The 19800-nt window shown below is 66.5% G+C and carries 14 protein-coding genes; 3 read left to right on the forward strand and 11 right to left on the reverse strand.

Features of this window, described 5'->3' with window-relative positions; translation table 11 throughout:
• The first annotated feature begins 3 nt into the window (after positions 1-3).
• Together ASG27_RS25985 and ASG27_RS12825 are read left to right on the forward strand one after the other, a co-directional pair.
• A complete protein-coding gene (locus tag ASG27_RS25985; RefSeq protein ID WP_082485976.1) occupies positions 4-1710 on the forward strand; it encodes a zinc-ribbon and DUF3426 domain-containing protein in 1707 nt (568 codons plus the stop codon).
• A 54-nt stretch (positions 1711-1764) separates the two neighbouring features.
• The gene (locus tag ASG27_RS12825) at positions 1765-2661 is read left to right on the forward strand and encodes a carbohydrate kinase family protein (RefSeq protein WP_056417630.1); all 897 of its coding nucleotides are present in this window, start codon (positions 1765-1767) and stop codon (positions 2659-2661) included.
• Between the two features lie 241 nt (positions 2662-2902).
• Here the strand turns inward: ASG27_RS12825 and ASG27_RS12830 are convergent, their stop codons facing one another.
• The 8 genes from ASG27_RS12830 to ASG27_RS12865 form a co-directional block, all read right to left on the reverse strand.
• On the reverse strand, positions 2903-3511 hold the full coding sequence (locus tag ASG27_RS12830) for a hypothetical protein (protein WP_056418320.1): 609 nt from the start codon (positions 3509-3511) through the stop codon (positions 2903-2905).
• 184 nt (positions 3512-3695) lie between these two features.
• Positions 3696-4895 carry a ribonucleotide-diphosphate reductase subunit beta gene (locus tag ASG27_RS12835; RefSeq protein WP_056417633.1) on the reverse strand — a complete coding sequence of 400 codons (1200 nt, stop codon included), beginning with the start codon at positions 4893-4895 and terminating at the stop codon, positions 3696-3698.
• A 135-nt stretch (positions 4896-5030) separates the two neighbouring features.
• A complete protein-coding gene (locus tag ASG27_RS12840; protein WP_056417636.1) occupies positions 5031-7973 on the reverse strand; it encodes a ribonucleoside-diphosphate reductase subunit alpha in 2943 nt (980 codons plus the stop codon).
• Between the two features lie 378 nt (positions 7974-8351).
• Positions 8352-8984, reverse strand: coding sequence for a 1,6-anhydro-N-acetylmuramyl-L-alanine amidase AmpD (gene ampD / locus ASG27_RS12845; RefSeq protein WP_056417639.1), 633 nt, complete (start codon positions 8982-8984; stop codon positions 8352-8354).
• A complete protein-coding gene (locus tag ASG27_RS12850) occupies positions 8968-10512 on the reverse strand; it encodes a sigma-54-dependent transcriptional regulator (protein WP_056417641.1) in 1545 nt (514 codons plus the stop codon). The genes ampD and ASG27_RS12850 overlap by 17 nt, the downstream gene beginning before the upstream one ends.
• Before the next feature lie 11 nt (positions 10513-10523).
• Entirely contained in the window at positions 10524-12227 is a 1704-nt protein-coding gene (locus ASG27_RS12855; protein ID WP_056417644.1) for a two-component system sensor histidine kinase NtrB, read from the reverse strand.
• Positions 12228-12230: 3 nt separating this feature from the next.
• The gene (locus ASG27_RS12860) at positions 12231-12464 is read right to left on the reverse strand and encodes a PP0621 family protein (RefSeq protein ID WP_056417647.1); all 234 of its coding nucleotides are present in this window, start codon (positions 12462-12464) and stop codon (positions 12231-12233) included.
• Positions 12461-13258 carry a cytochrome C assembly family protein gene (locus ASG27_RS12865; RefSeq protein ID WP_056167431.1) on the reverse strand — a complete coding sequence of 266 codons (798 nt, stop codon included), beginning with the start codon at positions 13256-13258 and terminating at the stop codon, positions 12461-12463. Before ASG27_RS12865 ends, ASG27_RS12860 begins: the two co-directional genes overlap by 4 nt.
• Before the next feature lie 102 nt (positions 13259-13360).
• Between ASG27_RS12865 and ffh the strand changes: the two genes are divergently transcribed.
• Positions 13361-14740 (forward strand): signal recognition particle protein, encoded by a 1380-nt coding sequence (gene ffh, locus ASG27_RS12870; protein ID WP_056417650.1) that lies wholly within the window; start codon positions 13361-13363, stop codon positions 14738-14740.
• Positions 14741-14912: 172 nt separating this feature from the next.
• Here ffh and ASG27_RS12875 read toward each other — a convergent pair whose 3' ends face one another.
• From ASG27_RS12875 to ASG27_RS12885, 3 genes are all read right to left on the reverse strand, one after another.
• A complete protein-coding gene (locus ASG27_RS12875; RefSeq protein ID WP_235504187.1) occupies positions 14913-15752 on the reverse strand; it encodes a C13 family peptidase in 840 nt (279 codons plus the stop codon).
• Positions 15753-16013: 261 nt separating this feature from the next.
• Positions 16014-18086, reverse strand: coding sequence for a glucans biosynthesis glucosyltransferase MdoH (gene mdoH / locus ASG27_RS12880; protein WP_056417652.1), 2073 nt, complete (start codon positions 18084-18086; stop codon positions 16014-16016).
• Positions 18059-19636, reverse strand: coding sequence for a glucan biosynthesis protein G (locus ASG27_RS12885; RefSeq protein ID WP_235504037.1), 1578 nt, complete (start codon positions 19634-19636; stop codon positions 18059-18061). Before ASG27_RS12885 ends, mdoH begins: the two co-directional genes overlap by 28 nt.
• Positions 19637-19800 lie beyond the last annotated feature (164 nt).

The raw sequence follows: 19800 nt of genomic DNA on the forward strand, positions 1-19800 counted from the left end.
CAGATGAGCCAGATCACCCGTTGCCCGTCCTGCTCCACCTCGTTCAAGGTGGTGGCAGACCAATTGCGCATCTCGGAAGGGTGGGTGCGCTGCGGCCATTGCAAGGAAGTTTTCGATGCAGCGGCCCACCTGCTGCCCGCGCCGCCACCGCCTCTGCTGCCCGATGTGTCCCTGACGGACGTGCGCCCGCCACCGTCACCGGTGGTGCGCAAGCCGGATATGGGCCGTGCCTGGGGCGCAGGGGCTCCGGCTTCGCCGCTCCCGGCCGCGCCTGCCAGGCCTGCGGCAACGCCATCTGCGCCGCTGTATGCAGCGCAGGATTTCTCGCTGTTCCCCGCGGATACGTCGGCCGAAGCGGGGGTTGCCGCTGGCGAGGCGCAAGGCTCCTCGGGCCTGCCTGTTTTTCCTGCCGGACCTGCGGAGCATGAAGTCCCGGAGCCGGTGCTGGCAGTGCCCGACCCTGCCGTGCCCGCCTTCCTGGCGGCGCCAGGCCCCGCAGGCCAGCGGCCCGGCGAAGACCTTCAACTCGAACCTCTCACGCCCTTTGGCTGGCGCTCCCGCCCAGCGGGGCAGTCTCCGAAGGCACCCGCTTCGGCGGCGGACGGCGCGGCCTTGCCGGAGCCTGCCGCGCCACCACACGTGCAAACCCCGCCTTCACCGTTGCGGGTCGACGCGGCGTCTGTATCGGAGACCGCCTCCCCGGCCCTCACGTCAGCACCGGCCATGGTTCCAGGGGCTGTGCCCGCTGCAGCCGCCCGCGTTGCTGTACCCCCGGTGCCCGATGTGCCCGCAGGGTACGAATTGCCGTTCGCCGACCTGCGCGATGACGAAGAGCCGCTCGACATGCCGTCGTTCGAATCGACAGTGCCCGCAGAGCTGACGCCCATGGGGTATCCCGCGCTGGAGTTGCCCATCCGGCCGATCGCGGCGCAGCCCTCGCCGGTCGAGACGGCCGCCAGTGCGGAAGAAGAGCGCGCAGCCACGGCCTTGCTGGTCACAGCCTCGGAGAAAGAGCGTGCGGCAGAAGGCCTGCCGCCAGTGGATTTCATTGCGCTCCCTGCGCAGCCGGCGCCGAGCGTGCAGGGGCTGGCCCTGGTGGAGGATGACTCTCCCGCCGCGGTGCTGCAGGCCAAGCCGCGCAAGAAGCCGCTGCGCGACGAGCCGGAGGATGACGAACCCGGGCCGCCTGCCGAAGAGGAGGTGAGCTTTGTCGTTGCCGCACGCCGCAAGGCGTTCTGGCGCAAGCCCGCCGTGCGTGCGGTGCTGGTGGTGATCATGCTGGTGGCCACGCTGGCGCTCGCACTGCAGGTGGCGGTGCAGGAGCGCGACCGCATCGCGGCGATGGATGCGCGGGCGCGGCCCTGGCTGATGAAGCTGTGTGCCCCGCTGCAATGCGAGATCGCGCCGCAGCGCCAGATCGCCGATGTGGTGATCGACAGTTCGTCCTTCAACAAGGCGCGGGGCGACAGCTACCAGCTCACCGTGGGCATGAAGAGCAAGGCGAGTGTTGCGCTGGCGATGCCGGCCGTGGAGCTCACATTGACCGATGCGCAGGACCAGCCAGTCCTGCGGCGGGTACTGCTGCCTGCCGACATGGGGGCGCCTGCCGAGCTGCCAGCGCGTGGCGAGTGGTCTACGGCGGTATCGGTGGTCGTGACCACCGGGGGCGCGCGCGTGGCCGGATACCGGTTGCTGGCGTTCTACCCCTGAGCCGAAGCAGCCCGTTGCTTCTTTCTTTCTTTTTCCCCAACCTACATCACCGATATGGCTGCCCTTATTTGCGGTTCCCTGGCGTTCGACACCATCATGACCTTCGAGGGGCGGTTTGCCGAGCAGATCCTGCCCGACCAGTTGCATATCCTGAATGTGTCCTTCCTGGTCCCGTCGCTGCGCCGCGACTTCGGCGGCTGCGCCGGCAACATTGCCTACAGCCTGAAGCTGCTGGGTGGTGAGCCGCTGCCCATGGCGATGCTCGGCAGCGATGGCGCCGAGTACCTGCAGCGCCTGGAGACACTGGGCATCAGCCAGCGCCATGTGGGCCAGGTGCAAGACACCTACACGGCGCAGGCGATGATCATGACCGACCGTGACAACAACCAGATCACGGCCTTCCACCCTGGCGCCATGATGCAGGCGCATGCCAACCGTATCGAGCGCGACGCAGGGGTGAAGGTCGGCATCATCTCGCCCGATGGACGTGACGCGATGCTGCAGCATGCGGCGCAGTTCGTGGCAGCGGGGATCCCGTTCGTCTTCGATCCAGGCCAGGGCCTGCCCATGTTCAATGGCGAGGAGCTCACGCGCTTCGTCGAGCAGGCCACCTGGGTCACGGTGAATGACTACGAAGGCAAGATGCTGTGCGACCGCACGGGCATGACCCTGGAAGAGCTCTCGCACAAGGTGCAGGGCTTGGTGGTGACGCTGGGCGCCGAAGGCTGCGAGGTGTGGGTGGGCGGTGCCAGGACGCATGTTCCCGCGGTGGCGCCCGCGCAGGTGGTCGACCCCACCGGCTGTGGCGACGCATGGCGTGGCGCGCTGCTGTTCGGCCTGGAAAAGGGCTGGCCGCTCGTGCGCTGCGCAGAGCTGGGCAATCGTGTGGGCGCGCTCAAGATCGCGCAGCGCGGTCCGCAGAACTACACGCTCGACTTCCAGCCGCAGTGATGCAGCAAGGCCTGCGGCGGATCGGTCTGCACTGATCGGCGCTGCGGCGGCTGACTCAGGGATTGGCGTCGCGCAGGGCCTTGTGCTTGGGTGTAGCCTTGTGCGCACGGCTTGTGCAAAGTTGCGTGCAGCTCCTGAACCGAGCCACGCCAGGCGCCCTGCCAATCCTCTCGCCCGACTGCGCGCGGGCATAAAAAAACCCGGTGCACAGGCACCGGGTCGAGGGCGTCATGCGCCTGTATCAGGGCTTGTTGCCCGTAGGGAATGGCCAGGCTGCCTGAGGGTTCAGCGTGGTCTGTGCAGCAGGCGCTGCGGCCGCAGGGGCAGGGGCCTTGGGCGCTTTCTTGGCGGGCGAAGCCTTCTTGGCAGCAGGGGCTGCCTTCTTGGCGGCGGGTGCTGCCTTCTTCGCTACCGTTGCCTTCTTGGCGGGAGCGGCCTTCTTGGCGGGTGCTGCTGCCTTTTTGGCAGGAGCGGCCTTCTTGGCGGGTGCTGCCTTCTTGGCGGGCGCAGCCTTCTTCGCTGCTACTGCCTTCTTGGCGGGAGCGGCCTTCTTGGCTGGTGCTGCCTTCTTGGCGGGCGCAGCCTTCTTCGCTGCTACTGCCTTCTTGGCGGGAGCGGCCTTCTTGGCGGGAGCGGCCTTCTTGGCTGGTGCTGCCTTCTTGGCGGGCGCAGCCTTCTTTGCTGCTACTGCCTTCTTGGCGGGAGCGGCCTTCTTGGCGGGTGCTGCCTTCTTGGCGGGCGCAGCCTTCTTGGCCGGTGCTGCCTTCTTTGCTGCTACTGCCTTCTTGGCAGGAGCGGCCTTCTTCGCGGGGGCTGCCTTCTTAGCAGCGGTCTTTTTCGCAGTTGCCATCATGTTCTCCTTGGGTCAATTTGCAAAGAGCACTTCCTGTCTTCAATGGACAAGAAGCGATCCATGGAGATGGAGGTCGACCCCATCCCCATGAACACGGGAACGCTCCACACGGCAATGCTCTGGGGCGCTGTCGGTGTGGTGCGTGGTGTAGATATCCATGGTGGTGCAATGCTAAAAAGTGCTAGTCCCAGGACAGCGCACCACCAGACTGGTATTCAATAACCCGGGTCTCGAAGAAGTTGCGTTCCTTCTTGAGGTCGATCATCTCGCTCATCCACGGGAACGGGTTTTCTTCATTGGGGAACAGCGTCTCCAGGCCGATCTGCGTGGCGCGGCGGTTGGCGATGTAGCGCAGGTAGCCCTTGAACATCGACGCATTCATGCCCAGCACGCCACGCGGCATGGTGTCTTCGGCGTAGCGGTATTCCAGTTCGACGGCCTTCATGAACAGCGCGTTGATCTCGGCCTTGAACTCGGCGGTCCACAGGTGCGGGTTCTCCAGCTTGAGCTGGTTGATCAGGTCGATGCCGAAGTTGCAGTGCATCGACTCGTCGCGCAGGATGTACTGGTACTGCTCTGCAGCGCCGGTCATCTTGTTCTGGCGGCCCAGCGCCAGGATCTGCGTGAAGCCGACGTAGAAGAACAGGCCCTCCATCAGGCAGGCGAACACGATCAGCGACTTGAGCAGCGTCTGGTCGGTCTCGAACGTGCCGGTGTGGAAGTTGGGGTCCATGATCGCTTCGATGAAGGGGATCAGGAACTGGTCCTTGTCGCGGATCGACGGCACTTCCAGGTAGGCGTTGAAGATCTCGCCTTCATCGAGGCCGAGCGACTCCACGATGTACTGGTAGGCGTGGGTGTGGATCGCTTCCTCGAACGCCTGGCGCAGCAGGAACTGGCGGCACTCGGGGGCGGTGATGTGGCGGTACGTGCCCAGCACGATGTTGTTGGCAGCCAGCGAGTCGGCGGTCACGAAGAAGCCGAGGTTGCGCTTGATGATGCGGCGCTCGTCTTCGGTCAGGCCGTTCGGGTCTTTCCACAACGCGATGTCGCGCGTCATGTTCACTTCCTGCGGCATCCAGTGGTTGGCGCAGGTGGCGAGGTACTTTTCCCACGCCCACTTGTACTTGAACGGGACCAGCTGGTTGACGTCGGTCTGGCCGTTGATGATGCGCTTGTCGGCGGCATTCACGCGGCGGTGCGTGGCAGCGGCTGCAGGAGTTGCCTGGGGGGCTGCGGATGCAATCATCGACGCGTGGACGTCCTGCAGTGAGGGGGTCTGGAAAGACAGGGGCGGCTGCTCCGCCGGGTGGCTTTTGTTCAGTCCACCGTCCAGTTGATTTTGCGATGAGGGCTTGACTTCTTCGTCCCAGGACAACATAGATTTTCCAGTGTTCGGATTATGAAAGCAGTGCTGCAAAAAGGAAAGCACTGCAGCGTTGTGCAGCAACGATTTGTTGCTTCACAGCACCGGAGCAGCGTGCATTGAACGCGATGCACGCTGCTTCGTAGGACCTTACTGACAGGCCTCGCAGCTGACGTCGTCGATCGCGGTGAACTGAACGTCCGTGGCGGGCCGTGCCGCGGCCTGCGCAGAAGCTGCAGTGGCTGCTGCTTCCGACGCGCCGGGCTTGGATGGAGCGGCTGCAGAAGCCTGCTGCGAACCACCCTCGTTGCCGGACGACACGGCGTTGAGCTGGCGTGTGTTCACGGTGCTCATCTCGACGTGCGTGGCGCTTTGCGTGCGCAGGTAGTACGTGGTCTTGAGGCCACGGATCCACGCCAGCTTGTAGGTGTCGTCGAGCTTCTTGCCCGATGCGCCGGCCATGTAGATGTTCAGGCTCTGAGCCTGGTCGATCCACTTCTGGCGGCGCGATGCGGCTTCCACCAGCCACTGCGCCTCGACCTCGAAGGCGGTGGAGTACAGCGCCTTGATGTCGGCCGGCACGCGGTCGATGGGGTGCAGCGATCCCTTGAAGTGCTTGAGGTCCATGATCATCACGTCGTCCCACAGGCCCAGGCGCTTGAGGTCGCGCACCAGACCGCCGTTGATGACGGTGAACTCACCGGACAGGTTGGACTTGACCGACAGGTTGCCGAACGAGGGCTCGATCGATGCATCCACGCCGATGATGTTGGAGATGGTGGCGGTGGGAGCGATGGCCACGCAGTTCGAATTGCGCATGCCGTCCTGCGCGATCTTCTTGCGCAGGGCGTCCCAGTCGAGCGTGGACGAGCGGTCCACGTCCACATAGCCGCCACGGGCCTCGGACAGCATGTCCAGCGTGTCGAAAGGCAGGATGCCGCGGTCCCACAGCGAGCCCTTGTAGCTGGTGTACTGGCCGCGTTCGCGGGCCAGTTCGGTCGACGCCCAGTAGGCGTAGTAGCAGATGGCTTCCATCGACTTGTCGGCAAACTCCACGGCCTGCTGCGACGCGTAGGGGATGCGCAGTTCGTACAGGCTGTCCTGGAAGGCCATCAGGCCCAGGCCCACAGGGCGGTGGCGCATGTTGGAGTCGCGGGCCTTGGGTACTGCGTAGTAGTTGATGTCGATCACGTTGTCCAGCATGCGCATGGCCACGGTGATGGTCTTCTTGAGCTTGTCGTGGTCGATCTGACCATCCTTCAAGTGCTGCAGCAGGTTGACCGAGCCGAGGTTGCACACGGCGGTTTCGGTGTCGCTGGTGTTCAGCGTGATCTCGGTGCACAGGTTGGACGAGTGCACCACGCCGGCGTGCTGCTGGGGCGAGCGCACGTTGCAGGCATCCTTGAAGGTGATCCAGGGATGGCCGGTCTCGAACAGCATGGTCAGCATCTTGCGCCACATGTCGGTGGCCTGCACCGTCTTGGAGGGCTTGATCTCGCCGCGCGCAGCCTTCTGTTCGTAGGCCACGTAGGCCTTCTCGAACGCGGTGCCGAACAGGTCGTGCAGGTCGGGCACGTCGGAAGGCGAGAACAGGGTCCAGGTGCCCTTTTCCATCACGCGGCGCATGAACAGGTCGGGGATCCAGTTGGCCGTGTTCATGTCGTGCGTGCGGCGGCGGTCGTCGCCGGTGTTCTTGCGCAGCTCCAGGAACTCTTCGATATCGAGGTGCCAGGTTTCCAGGTACGTGCAGACAGCGCCCTTGCGCTTGCCGCCCTGGTTCACGGCCACGGCCGTGTCGTTGACCACCTTGAGGAAGGGCACCACGCCCTGCGATTCGCCGTTCGTTCCCTTGATGTGCGAGCCGAGGGCGCGCACGCGGGTCCAGTCGTTGCCCAGGCCGCCGGCAAACTTGGACAGCAGCGCGTTCTCCTTGATGGAGTCGTAGATGCCTTCCAGGTGGTCGGGCACCGTGGTCAGGTAGCACGAGGACAGTTGCGAGCGCAGCGTGCCGCTGTTGAACAGCGTGGGCGTGCTGGACATGAAGTCGAAGCTCGAGAGCACTTCATAGAACTCGATGGCGCGGGCTTCGCGGTCGGATTCGTTGAGCGACAGGCCCATGGCCACGCGCATGAAGAAGCACTGGGGCAGCTCGATGCGGGTCTTGCGCACGTGCAGGAAGTAGCGGTCGTACAGGGTCTGCAGGCCCAGGTAGTCGAACTGCAGGTCGCGGTCGGCCTTGAGGGCGGCGCCCAGGCGGGCCAGGTCGAACGTCAGCAGGCGCTCGTCCAGCAGTTCGTTGTCCACGCCCTTCTGGATGAATTGGGGGAAGTACTCGACGTACGCCTGGCCCATGTCGGCCTGGGCCACTTCCTTGTCCAGCACCTCGCGCACGATGGTGTGCAGCAGCAGGCGGGCGGTGGCGTAGGTGTAGTCAGGGTCTTTTTCGATCAGCGTGCGCGCGGCCAGGATGGAAGCCTTGTAGACCTCGTCCATGGGGACGCCGTCGTACAGGTTGCGCATGGTTTCGGCAACGATGGGGTCGGCCTTGATGTCCGCGCCCAGGTTCACGCAGGCCGATTCGATCAGGCCCTGCAGGCGGTTCAGGTCCAGCGCCACGCGCTTGTCGCCATCCATCACATGCAGCAGCGGTGCCGCTGGCACAGCGGCCTGTTGCTCGGTGTGGCGGGCACGCTCCTGCGTGCGGCGCTCGCGGTAGAGCACATAGGCGCGGGCGATCTCATGGTGGCCGCCGCGCATCAGGCCCAGCTCGACCTGGTCCTGCACGTCTTCGATGTGGAAGGTGCCGCCAGCGGGGCGCGAACGCACCAGCGCGCGCACGACGTTCTGCGTCAGCGTGTCCACGACTTCGCGCACGCTGGCAGAGGCTGCGCCCTGGGTGCCGTGCACTGCAAGAAAGGCCTTCATCATCGCCACCGCGATTTTCTGGGGCTCGAAGGGCACCACCGCGCCGTTGCGGCGGATGATCTGGTAGTGCGGGAGCGATTGGGTGGCGGCCACTGGCGCTGCCTGGGATGCGGGCGCATCGACCGTGGCGGAGTGGGGGGTGACAGGCGTGTTCAAAGCAGCTTGCATGGGTGTCCTCTTCTATGGGCTGTCTGGGGTGTGATGCTCGGCTGGGAATGCAGCCGGGCCGGGAGATCGGTGTGCCGGGCTTTGGGGTGGGCACACTATATATGGTGTGTCTCGTGCGTTCAAGACACTACCGGTAGTGTATCGCGGTAAAACTGCCCCGAGGACGACACGGCTTGTGCTAGGCGTGCGAAGCAGAGGTCGGGCACCTCCGCGCAATCCATTGAAACGCGGGGATGTGGGACACGCAACCCGCATGCCGACACGCGTTGCGCGGGATTTCGCCGCCGAGCCCGCATGGTTCCTGGGGGCCACCCAGCACTGCAACAATGTGCAAGCGCACAAAGAAAAAAACGGGATGTGGCGCTGGGGCCGCAGTGATCAGCGGGTCGGTGGAGGACCGGCCAGCGTGGCGGCAGGAAACCGGCGCAACGGCCAACGCAGTGCATCCTGAAGACGGCGCCAGTCGAACCCTGGCCCGGGATCTTGCTTGCGACCCGGGGCAATGTGCTCATGGCCGGCGATGTGCTCGATGGCGTAGCGCTGTTCGATGTCCCGGCACAGTTGGGTGAGCATCTGGTACTGCGCCGCTTCGAACTCCAGGCCTTCCAGGCCCTCCAGCTCGATGCCGATGGAGTCGTCGTTGCACTGGCTGCGGCCGCGGTAGGCAGACTGGCCCGCATGCCAGGCGCGCTGGTCGCAGCTCACGAATTGCCAGAGCTGGCCCGTACGCTCGATGAAAAAGTGCGACGACACGGCCAGGCCGCGGATGCTCTGAAAGTACGGATGGGCGTCCCAGTCGAGGTTGTTCGTGAACAGCTGCTGTACCTTGCCCGTGCCGTATTCACCCGGCGGGAGGCTGATCGAGTGCACCACGATCAGGTCGATGGCCTGCGCGCCCTGCACCGGGCGCTCGCCGTAGTTCGGAGAGGGGAGCCGGTGTGCCCGCTGGTGCCAGCCGCCGTCCCAAAGTGGGCCCGAGTTGTCCTGCGCGGCTTCAACCGATCTCGTCATTCGCATCCTGGTCGTTGGGCGCGGCAATGTTCAGGCGGGCGATGCGGTAGCGGATCTGGCGCAGGCTGATGCCCAGGCGCGCCGCGGTGGCCGTGCGGTTGAAGCCGGCCTCGCGCAGGGCGCGGATGAGGATGTCGCGTTCCTGCTGGTCCAGCCAGGCCTGCAGGTCGCTGGGCAGCGGTACGGAACTGCCTGGGTTGTGGTGAGAGCCGGATGGTGCCTGCAGGGTGGCGTGCGCGTCGCCGGCCGCGACTGCCGGCGCACTGGACGTGGTGGCCGCCTGGTGCGGCACGGCCCGCGCGCCAGCGCTATCCAGCGGCAGCGCCGGGCCGTCCACATGGAGTTCATCGCCATCGCTGAGCGCCACCGCGCGGTGCAGCAGGTTTTCCAGTTCCCGCACGTTGCCGGTCAGCGGATGGGCCGCGATGGCGGCCAGTGCCTGTTCGGTCAGCCGTGGCACGGCCATGCCCGACTCCTGCGCGATGCGTGCCAGCAGTGCGGTGCACAGGGCGGGCAGGTCTTCGCGGCGCTCGCGCAGCGGCGGGATCACGATCTCGATCACGTTCAGCCGGTAGTACAGGTCCTGGCGGAACCGGCCCGACTGCACGTCGGCGGCCAGGTCGCGGTGTGTGGCGCTCACGATGCGCACATCCACGGTTTCTTCCTGTGTGGAGCCCAGGGGCCGCACGCTGCGCTCCTGGATCGCCCGCAGCAGCTTGGACTGCATGGCGATCGGCAGGTCGCCGATCTCGTCGAGGAACAGCGTGCCGCCACGCGCCGCCTGGAAGTAACCGTCGCGGTCTTGCGAGGCGCCGGTGTAGGAGCCCTTGCGGGCGCCAAAGAACTCGGCCTCGAGCAGGTTCTCGGGGATCGCGCCGCAGTTGACGGCCACGAGCGGGCCGTCGGCGCGCTGGCTGCTGGCGTGCAGGGCCTGCGCCACCAGCTCCTTGCCCGTGCCCGATTCGCCATGGATCAGCACGGGCGCCATGCCGCGCGCCACCTTGGCCACCCGCTGCTTGACGTTGCGGATGGCCGCGGACTCGCCCACCATCCGCTCCAGCGCCGGGGTCGATCCGGCCGGGTCCGCAGCCGCCGAGGCCGCACTCTTGTTCTGGTTGCCGCCGCTGCGCGCCGCACGCGGCGCGGGCACGCCGCCCGTGCCCTGGATGGCCGAGGCCACCACCGAGCGGAACTGCTTGAGGTCCACCGGCTTGGTGAGGTAGTCGAAAGCCCCGGAGCGCAGCGCCTCGACCGCGTTCTCGGCGGACCCGTAGGCCGTCATGACCACGCAGCGCTCCTTGCGCTGCTGTTCGCGCAGGTGCTGCAGCAGTTCCATGCCGAAACCGTCGGGCAGCCGCATGTCGGTGATGACCGCATCGAAGCGCTGGGCCTTGAGCTGCTCGCGCGCCTCCTGCACGCTGGAGGCCGTCTGCACGCGGTAGCCCTCGCGCAGCAGCGTGAGCTCATACAGGGTGCGCAGGTCGGGTTCGTCGTCCACGACGAGGATGGAGGCTGGGGTGGCGTTCATGGCGGTGGGGGTCAGACCACGATGGTGTCGAACAGGGTGGCGGCCTCGGCGGGGCGGGTCGTGCGGCGAAAGCCGACGGTGAAGGCGTTGCCCCCGGTCTCGCCCTGCGCCGTGGTGTGTGCAATCCGCTGGTAGCTGATGGAGGCACCGTGGCGCTGGCACAGCTCGCGGCAAATATAAAGGCCCAGGCCGCTGGATCGGCTCTCGGAGGAAAAGAAGGGCTCGAACAGATGGCGCTCCACGGATTTGTCCATGGGCGCGCCATCGCTCCACACCTGCAGGCTGACCTGTCCCGACGGCTGCGCGCGCGTGCTGACCCGCAGCGCATCGGGCGCCTCGCTCATGTAGCGCAAGGCGTTGTCCAGCAGGTTCACCAGCACGCGCCGCAGATGCTCGGGATCGAATTCGACCTGGATGCCCTCGGCCTCCAGCGTCACCACGGCCCGGCGCCGGGCCGGGTTCTGGGATTGCCAGTCGCTCCATATCTGCGCCACGGTGTCGTCCAGCGGCACCGTGGAGGCCGGAGCGTGGCTGATCTGGTGCTGCACGCGGGCGATGTCCAGCACTTCTTCCGCAATGCGGGCCAGTCGGTCGGCGTTCTGCTGCACCATGTGCGCCAGGCGCTTTTGTGCCGGGTCGTGCAGGTCTTCTTCGAGCAATGCGTTGGCCTGGACGATGGCCGCCAGCGGGTTGCGGATCTCGTGGGCCACGGCGGCCGACATGCGGCCCATGGCAGCGAGCTTTTCGGTGCGCAGCCGCGCTTCCATCTCCCGCAGGTCGTGCAGGAACATCACGCACAGCCGCTCGGTCTGCGCCTGCCGGGAGGCCTCCCGCGTGGACGTGAGCCAGGTGCGCACGTGCAGGCCGGTGGGGCTCTGCCCGGGGTGCAGCAGGTCGACATCGGCGGTCTGGGGTTGCTCGTGCCGGAAGGTGCGCCGGGCCAGGATGATCAGGGGGCTCCAGGGGGATTCCGTCGCCAGCACGAACGGCAGCTCGGGAAGGTCGCGCCCACCCAGCAGTTGCAGGCCTGCAGGGTTGGCCATGCGCACGGTATCGCTTTCATCCACCACCAGCACGCCGTCGGTCAGGTTCTGGATGACGAGGGCACTGACCTGGGTCTGCACGCGGGCCGCGACCTGGCTTTGATGGGCCAGCTCTTGCTCGCGCGCCAGGCGGGCGGCCAACTGGTGCACCAGATAGCTCACGATGAAGTAGCCGGTGCCCGTCAGCGCACTTTGCAGGTAGCGCGGGGCCGCATCGCCGGTCGTGCTGATGCCCTGCCACCAGGCCCAGCCCAGCAGCAGCAGCGTGGCCGCCGCCGTGGTCCCCAGGGCCAGCGTCAAGGTGCCGAGCACGGCCGCCATGAGGATGGGCAGGCCGAACAGGGGGGTGAAATTCATGATCCCCGCGTGCAGCAACTGTACGAGGGCGATGGCCAGCAGGTCGACCCCGATCGACGGCAGCCACCGAGCCCCGGCGCGCGGCGATGGCGGTGCGTGCCCAGCCAGCACGCGCAGCATGGCGGTGGCCACCAGGTACGCCACACACACAGCCAGCACGGCCGGCTCCGGCGCCTGGTTGACGATCTGCCCGATGCCTTGCAGCATCAACAGTGCCAGCGCCACCACCACCCGGCCGGTCAGAAAACCGCGCCACAGCCGCACGAACGGCGCATCCACGGTGGGCAGGAACATCCCTGCGGGGGGTACTTGCATGGCTCAGGCCGGACCGAGGCTGCGGTGCTCCGGGCAGCAATAGGCCTGGCTGCCCAGCATCAAGGCCTCGGCCTTGGGGATGTGCACGCCGCAATGCGCGCAGGCCAGGATGTCCTGCGGGCCACCCGGCGGTGGGGATGCCGGGCGCACCGGAGCCTCTGCGCCGTCCTTGTCGCGCCGGCTGCGCCAGATGCCGATGGCCACGACCAGAACGATGAGCAGGACCAGGTACTTCATGCGCTGCGCCCCAGCACCACTTCCATGACGAAGCGCGAGCCCACATAGGCCAGCAGCAGCAGCGTCGAGCCCGCGTACAGCACGCGCACTGCGTTGCGGCCCCGCCAGCCAAAGCGCGCGCGACCGATCAGGAGCGCGGCGAACGTGAGCCAGGACAGCAGCGAGAACACGGCCTTGTGGTCCCATCGCCAGGCACGGCCGTACAGGGTCTCGCCAAACAGCCAGCCCGCCAGCAGCGTGGCCGTCAGCAGGATGAAGCCGGCCGTCACGAAGCGGAAAGTCAGGCGCTCCAGCGTCAGCAGCGGGATGCCGCTGTGCGGGTCCTCGGCCTGCCGGATGTGCCGCTCGGCGCGGGTCATGAGCCAGGCGTGCACCACCGCAGCACCAAACAGGCCGTAGCAGGCAATGCCCAGCGCCAGGTGCAGCGGCAGCCAGGCAGAAGCCGTGACATGCAGTGGCTGCCCCGGGAACACCAGGGCCAGCACCACGGCCACCGCGCCCAGCGCAGCCAGCACCCAGCGCGACTGCATCTGGGGAAAGAGCTGCCGCTCGACCGCATAGACGGTGAGTACCAGCCAGGCCGTCATCGACAGGGCGGGCGCAAACCCGAAGCGCGGTGCGTCGCCCCACAGCCCCCACACCAGGACGGCGCCATGCAGCACCCACGCCACCAGCAGCGCATTGCGGGCTGCCGTGGTGCCCAGGCGCTTGGCGGCGACGGCGGGAACGCCATATGCCACCGCGGCGGCCAGGGCCAGCAGCCAGCTGAAGGGGGAGCTACTCGCTAAAATCATGGATCGCAGTTTAGCCTTTTGCCCCCACCGCCCGTACCTGGGCGTGCCTGCCAGCCACAACCGTTGTGTTGATCGCGCGCAGGCAACACCGGAACATTGCCCATGGCCTCCGCCCTTACCGACAAACTCTCGCGCCTCGTCAAGGAGATGCGTGGCCAGGCCCGCATCACCGAATCCAACGTGCAGGACATGCTGCGCGAGGTGCGCATGGCACTTCTGGAGGCCGACGTGGCCCTGCCGGTGGTGCGCGACTTCATCGCGCGGGTGAAGGAAAAGGCGCTGGGCGAGGAGGTCATCGGATCGCTCAAGCCTGGCCAGACCCTGGTCTCCATTGTCAACCGCGAATTGGCGGCCACCATGGGCCAGGGCGTCTCGGACATCAACCTGGCGGCCCAGCCGCCCGCCATCATCCTGATGGCAGGCCTGCAGGGCGCCGGCAAGACCACGACCACCGCCAAGCTGGCCAAACACCTGATCGAAAAGCGCAAGAAGAAGGTGCTCACCGTCTCGGGCGACGTGTACCGCCCCGCGGCCATCGAACAGCTCAAGACCGTCACCAGGCAGGCGGGTGCGGAGTGGTTCCCGAGCACGCCGGACCAAAAGCCCCTGGACATCGCGCGCGCGGCGCTCGACTACGCCAAGAAACACTATTTCGACGTGCTGCTGGTCGACACGGCCGGTCGGCTGGCCATCGACGAAGCGTTGATGAAGGAAATCAAGGACCTGCACGCCGCCTTGAACCCCGTCGAAACCCTGTTCGTCGTCGATGCCATGCAGGGCCAGGACGCGATCAACACGGCCAAGGCGTTCAAGGAAGCCCTGCCCCTCACCGGCATCGTGCTCACCAAGCTCGACGGCGACTCGCGCGGCGGTGCGGCGCTGTCGGTGCGGCAGATCACGGGTGCGCCCATCAAGTTTGCGGGCGTCTCGGAAAAGATCGACGGGCTGGAGGTGTTCGACGCCGAGCGCCATGCGGGCCGCATCCTGGGCATGGGCGACATCGTGGCGCTGGTCGAGCAGGTCACGGCTGGAGTGGACATGGAGGCTGCCCAGAAGCTGGCCGCCAAGGTCAAGAGCGGCGACGGTTTCGATCTCAATGACTTCCTGTCCCAGATCCAGCAGATGAAACAGATGGGCGGCCTGTCCAGCCTGATGGACAAGCTGCCGTCCCAGCTCACGGCCAAGGCCGGCGCGGTGGACATGGACAAGGCCGAAAAAGACATCAAGCGCAAGGAAGGCATCATCCAGAGCATGACGCCGCTGGAGCGCCGCAAGCCCGAGCTCATCAAGGCCACCCGCAAGAAGCGCATCGCCACGGGCGCAGGCGTGCATGTCCAGGAGGTCAACCGGCTGCTCAAGGAGTTCGAGCAGATGCAGGGCATGATGAAGAAGATGAAGGGCGGCGGCCTCATGAAGATGATGAAGCGCATGGGCGGCATGAAGGGTCTGGGCGGCGGTGGCATGCCCAAGATGCCTTTCTGAGACCCACCGTCGGAGCCGCTCCGTGTCATCGGCCCGGCTCGGCGGGGGCGCCTGACAGCGGCCATCCAAGGCTTTGACGGGCCCTAGCAGGGCCCGAGCGGGGCCCGCTCAAACCCGCCCTCTCACCAACTGCGCAATGGGCTGTGTGCGGTCCGGTGCGCAGCTCAAGATCTCAGGGCGCCTGCAACCAGTCTTTCAAGGGCTGGTCCGCCCAGACCTTGGCCTCTTCGCCGATGAAGGCCTGCGGCCTGGAAGCGGGCAGCTTGCGGCGCTTTTCCTGGGCGGCGATGGATTTTCTGGCCTCATCCATCCAGTCGGTCACTGACAGGTTCTCGGCGTCTGCCTGGCCGAACAGCGCTTCGGCGAACGGCGTGTGGGTGCCATCGTATTGGCAGCGGAACGAGGTGAGGCGCGTGTCGGAGGCCGTGAGCACCACGCGGTTCGGCGCCCTCAGTGGCTTGATGAATGCGCCGCTGTAGCAGGCGGACAGCACCACCAGCGTCGGTACCTTCAGCGGCGCCAGTGCATCGCTCAGCAACCTGGGGGTGATGGGCGGCTGGTTCTTGCCAGCCACGGTGATGTTGAGCAGGCCAGGGTTGGCATGCGTGGAGATCAGCAGCAAGACCCGGTCCCGCGGTTGCACCACCTCGGCCATTTTGGACATCACCAATGCGAAATTTTCGACCGTCGCCTGCGGCCACTCTGCGCTCTCGCCGCGGGCCGGGTTGGCCAGCTTGAGCATCAAGGCGTTGGCGTCGAGCTCGCGGACCAGCTTTTCAGCCAGCAACACGTCGTTGCGGAAGGCCTTGGACTGCGAGTGCATCGCAAAGCCGGCAAAGATGATGCGGCCCGGTGGCTCGGCAGGCGGTGCTGGCGCGGGTGCAGCCTGGGGCGCGGTGGGAGCTTCGGCCATCGGCGCCGGTGGAGCGATGCACCCCGCGGCTGCGGTGGCCAGTGCCAGTGCGCCGACTCGAAAAAAGCGCCTCAGGGTGTCGGGGGCGAGGGAAGACATGGGCATGGTGATCAAGAAGCTAAGACGGATGGAAAGGTGGCAGCTGCCCGGTGGCAGCATGCGTCCGGCCGAGTCCAAAGCGTCCGTATCCTAAAGGAGTGCTGTCACCCTGACGCAGTTGTCAGGGCAGTGTTTCAAGTGCTTGCATCGATCGTCCGCATCCAAATCGCGGGACCTGGATGTCGATTTGCCGCGGACTCACCGTAAAAAAGCCGGTGCATGCACCGGCTTCGTGGGGGTGTGACGTGGGTCACAGGGCCGTCATGCCGCGCGCAGTGCGGGCTGCGCCAGGCGGCTCGCATGCAGCCAGGCGCGGCGCAGCACGGGAGGCGACCACGATTCCTCGGGGATCAGCAGCAGCCGCTGCGCGCGCAGCGCCTTGCCCAGCGCAATCTGGCTCGTCACCACTGCCAGCGGAATCGCCAGCGCCAGGGGCAGGCCCACGGGCATGAGCCACAACAGCGCGCTGCTGTCGATGAAGGCCACACCCAGCGCCAGCACGGCGATGATCGCGCTCATGGGGGCCAGCTGGCGCATGGCGTGGAGCCAGGGCACGGCATGGGCCTCACGGGGGGGCGACTTCCATTCGAGCTTCAGGCCCGTCAGCGCGATCACCACGAACAGCGAGTGCGCCAGCATGCGGATGGGCGCTTGCAGGATGGCCAGCACGCTTTCGAGCACAGCGCTCTTGAGCAGGCTGAAAGCGCCGCCGTACTGCGCTTGCTCGCGGCGCATGAACACTGCTGCCACGCCCAGGATGCGGGGCAGGAACAGCAAGCACAGCGTCCAGGCCCACAGCGCCAGCAACTCGGCCGGCAGGATGTGCCAGTCGGCCACCAGCTTGGCGCCCGACAGCCACAGTGCCGTGCCCAGCGTCAGGAACGCGAGCCACAGGGGTGCCGACAGATAGGCCATGGCACCCGTCACGAACATCGAGCGGTGCACAGGGTGGATGCCGGGTTCGGCCATCAGGCGGGCGTTCTGCAGGTTGCCCTGGCACCAGCGGCGGTCGCGCTGCAGCTCGGCCAGCAGGTCAGGGGGTTGCTGCTCGTAGCTGCCGATCAGGTCTGACACCAGCCACACGTGGTAGCCGGCGCGGCGCATCAGCGCGGCTTCGACAAAGTCGTGCGACATGATGCCGCCGGCCAGGCCGCCCTTGCCCTTGATGGGCGCCAGAGCGCAGTGTTCCATGAACGGCGCCACGCGGATGATGGCGTTGTGGCCCCAGTAGTGGGACTCGCCCAGCTGCCAGTACTGCATGCCCAGCGTGAACAGGCGGCCGGTGACGCGGGATGCGAACTGCTGCGCACGGGCGTGCAGCGTGACGTGGCCGATGGCCTGCGTGGCGGTCTGGATGATGCCGGCAGAAGGGTTGGCTTCCATCAGCTTGGCCATGGAGACGATGCAGTCGCCGCTCATCACGCTGTCGGCATCGAGCACCACCATGTAGCGGTAGTCCTTGCCCCAGCGGCGGCAGAAATCTGCCACGTTGCCGGCCTTGCGGTGCGTGCGGCGGGTGCGCAGGCGGTAGTACACCTGCACCTGCGGTTGCTGGCCGTGCTGCGCCAGGGCGCTGCGCAGCTCTTCCCAGGCAGCACGCTCGGCGGCGGCAATGGCGGGGTCATAGCTGTCGGACAGCACGAACACGTCGAAGGTGGCGCCGTGCCCGGTGGCTGCGACGGATTCACACGTGGCCCGCAGGCCGGCGAACACGGTCGACACGTCTTCATTGCAGATCGGCATGATGATCGCGGTGCGCGCATCGGGCGCCAGATGGTGCTCGGTCACGCTGCGCACCGACAGCGCATGCTTGTCGCCGCGCACCATCACCCAGAACCCCATCAGGCCGGTCAGGAATCCCGTGACCACCCAGGCCGACAGCAGGGCAAACAAGGCGATCTGCCCATAGCCCAGCCAGGGGTTGTCGTACGTGGGCTGCACGCCCGCGAACAGCAGGCTGGCCAGCGCCGTGGCCAGCACCGTCAAGACCATGAATGTCCAGCGGCGGCGCTGCGCCGCACCTTGCCAGGCCTGGGTGTGCTCATCCTTGGGCTGCGCAGGGCCGGCATTGCGGGCGCGTCCTGTGAGGCGCAGCAGCACGGCGGTGCTCAGGCTGTTCCAGAAGCCGCGCCAGGGGACCGGGGTCATCGACCCGCGGTGCAGCGGAGGCGCCGTGACAGCGTTCGGGTGGCGCTCTTCGCGCACCACGCTGCGTGGGCTGGGCACGGCGCGCAGATAGGGCACGCGCTGGCCAGTGGACACGGCCGCGGCTGCCTTGGCAGGGGAGGGATGGGGCGCCTCGGGGCTTACTCGGGAAGAATGATGTGCGTCCATGTTTCACTCACAGCGTTGTTGTCGTGTTGAAGAAAAGCGCGCAGCTCGATCGGGCGATCGGCCTTTTGGCGCTGTACGCGAACAGTCATGCGCCACTGGTCGGTGGCGGGATTTCGGTAGACGATGTTTTCCAGCACCTTGCCGTTGGCATCGGTGCTCACCACCGCCTTCACGGCGGCTTCGGGTGGCAGGGCCTTGAGCGCAGGGCCGTCGAAGTCGACGACGAACTGGGCTTGCTGGCGCAGGGCGGCAGCGGTTTCCTTGGTGTAGCCCATGCCGCGGCGCGATTGCGTCACCCAGCCGCCCGGGGGGCGCTGTTGCTCGTCGCCCTGCCAGCTCAGCTCGTAGGCGAACTCCAGGGGTTGGCCTGGTGCGGGCAACTGGGCAGGCACCCAGTAAGCGACGATGTTGTCGTGCGTTTCATCGGGGGTGTTGAGCTGCACCAGCTCAACGCGGCCAGGACCCCAGTCGTTCAGGGGGCGCACCCAGGCGCTGGGGCGGCGTTCGTAGCGGGCCTCCACGTCCTCGTAGCTGGCCCACTGGCGGTCGCGCTGCATCAGGCCGAAACCCTTGGGGTTCTTGGTGGCGAACGATGTGACGACGGTCTGCTTGGGGTTCTGCAGCGGGCGCCAGAGCCATTCGCCCTCGCCGGTGGCGATCATCAGGCCGTCGGAATCATGCACCTCGGGGCGGAAGTCATCCTTGCGGGGCTGGTTTTCGCCAAAGAAGAACATGCTGGTCAGCGGCGCGATGCCCAGCGTGCCGATGGGCTTGCCTGCGCCCGGCCGCACAAAAATGCGGCTGCGCACGGTGGTGGTGGTCTGCGTGCCGGGCTGGATGTCGAAGCGGTAGGCACCGGTGGCGCGGGGCGAATCCAGCAGCGCGTACACCGTGACCTGGGTCGACAGCGGATCGGGCCGCACCAGCCAGAACTCGGTGAAGCGCGGAAACTCCTCGCTCTGCCCGGGGGCCGCGCCCACGGTGTCGATGGCCAGGCCGCGGGCCGACAGGCCGTACTGCTGGCCCTTGCCGAGCGCGCGGAAGTAGCTCGCGCCCTGGAAAACCACCAGCTCATCCTTGTAGGCGTTGGAGTTCAGGTGGTTGTGCAGGCGAAAGCCCGCAAAGCCGAGGTCGCCCCAGGCCTCGGGCTTGACCTGGTTCTTGCCGTAGTCGAAGTCGGCACGGTTGTAGCTGATGTGGCGGGCACCCTGCGGCGTGACCTCATTGATCAGCACCGGTTCCTTCTGGTACAGGCCCAGATGGAAGAACATGGCCTCGAAAGGCAGCTTCTCGGCGCGCCACAGCGCGCGGTCGGGGCGCCAGCGGATGTCGCGCACCTGGTCGTAGTTGAGCTTGGCCAGGTCGGCCGGCAGCTTGTCGCCAGCTGCCCGATAGGGCTTCTCGGCACGCTCACTGGCGAGGCGGGTGACGCTGTCGAAGTCGAAGCCTTGCGCCTGGGCCTTCGCGGCCACCAGAGCCAGCGCCAGCAGACCGACGGTCCGCTGGGCATGCCGGAGCAAAGGCGAGGAGGGAGAAAAAACAGCTTGCATGCGGCATATAGGGCAAACCCTGTGCCAGCTCTGAAAAACTGTTCTATATCAACGACTTAGGCCTTGATGTACATGTAAGCGATTGTGCAAGCAGTTTCTGCTGCCTCAAAAGCCATGTTTTTGTCGCTGTGTGGCGACAGGTATGGCGTTGCCTACAAAAAATG

Source organism: Acidovorax sp. Leaf191 (assembly GCF_001424425.1).
Classification (GTDB): domain Bacteria; phylum Pseudomonadota; class Gammaproteobacteria; order Burkholderiales; family Burkholderiaceae_C; genus Acidovorax.

Bases quoted from the DNA above. Each gene is read 5' to 3' on its own strand.
- ASG27_RS12860 (WP_056417647.1), bottom strand. From the start codon at position 12,464: ATGAAGTACCTGGTCCTGCTCATCGTTCTGGTCGTGGCCATCGGCATC.
- ampD (WP_056417639.1), bottom strand. From the start codon at position 8,984: ATGACGAGATCGGTTGAAGCCGCGCAGGACAACTCGGGCCCACTTTGG.
- ASG27_RS12865 (WP_056167431.1), bottom strand. From the start codon at position 13,258: ATGATTTTAGCGAGTAGCTCCCCCTTCAGCTGGCTGCTGGCCCTGGCC.
- mdoH (WP_056417652.1), bottom strand. From the start codon at position 18,086: ATGGACGCACATCATTCTTCCCGAGTAAGCCCCGAGGCGCCCCATCCC.
- ASG27_RS12850 (WP_056417641.1), bottom strand. From the start codon at position 10,512: ATGAACGCCACCCCAGCCTCCATCCTCGTCGTGGACGACGAACCCGAC.
- ASG27_RS12840 (WP_056417636.1), bottom strand. From the start codon at position 7,973: ATGCAAGCTGCTTTGAACACGCCTGTCACCCCCCACTCCGCCACGGTC.
- ASG27_RS12835 (WP_056417633.1), bottom strand. From the start codon at position 4,895: ATGTTGTCCTGGGACGAAGAAGTCAAGCCCTCATCGCAAAATCAACTG.
- ffh (WP_056417650.1), top strand. From the start codon at position 13,361: ATGGCCTCCGCCCTTACCGACAAACTCTCGCGCCTCGTCAAGGAGATG.
- ASG27_RS12830 (WP_056418320.1), bottom strand. From the start codon at position 3,511: ATGGCAACTGCGAAAAAGACCGCTGCTAAGAAGGCAGCCCCCGCGAAG.
- ASG27_RS25985 (WP_082485976.1), top strand. From the start codon at position 4: ATGAGCCAGATCACCCGTTGCCCGTCCTGCTCCACCTCGTTCAAGGTG.
- ASG27_RS12825 (WP_056417630.1), top strand. From the start codon at position 1,765: ATGGCTGCCCTTATTTGCGGTTCCCTGGCGTTCGACACCATCATGACC.
- ASG27_RS12855 (WP_056417644.1), bottom strand. From the start codon at position 12,227: ATGCAAGTACCCCCCGCAGGGATGTTCCTGCCCACCGTGGATGCGCCG.
- ASG27_RS12885 (WP_235504037.1), bottom strand. From the start codon at position 19,636: ATGCAAGCTGTTTTTTCTCCCTCCTCGCCTTTGCTCCGGCATGCCCAG.
- ASG27_RS12875 (WP_235504187.1), bottom strand. From the start codon at position 15,752: ATGTCTTCCCTCGCCCCCGACACCCTGAGGCGCTTTTTTCGAGTCGGC.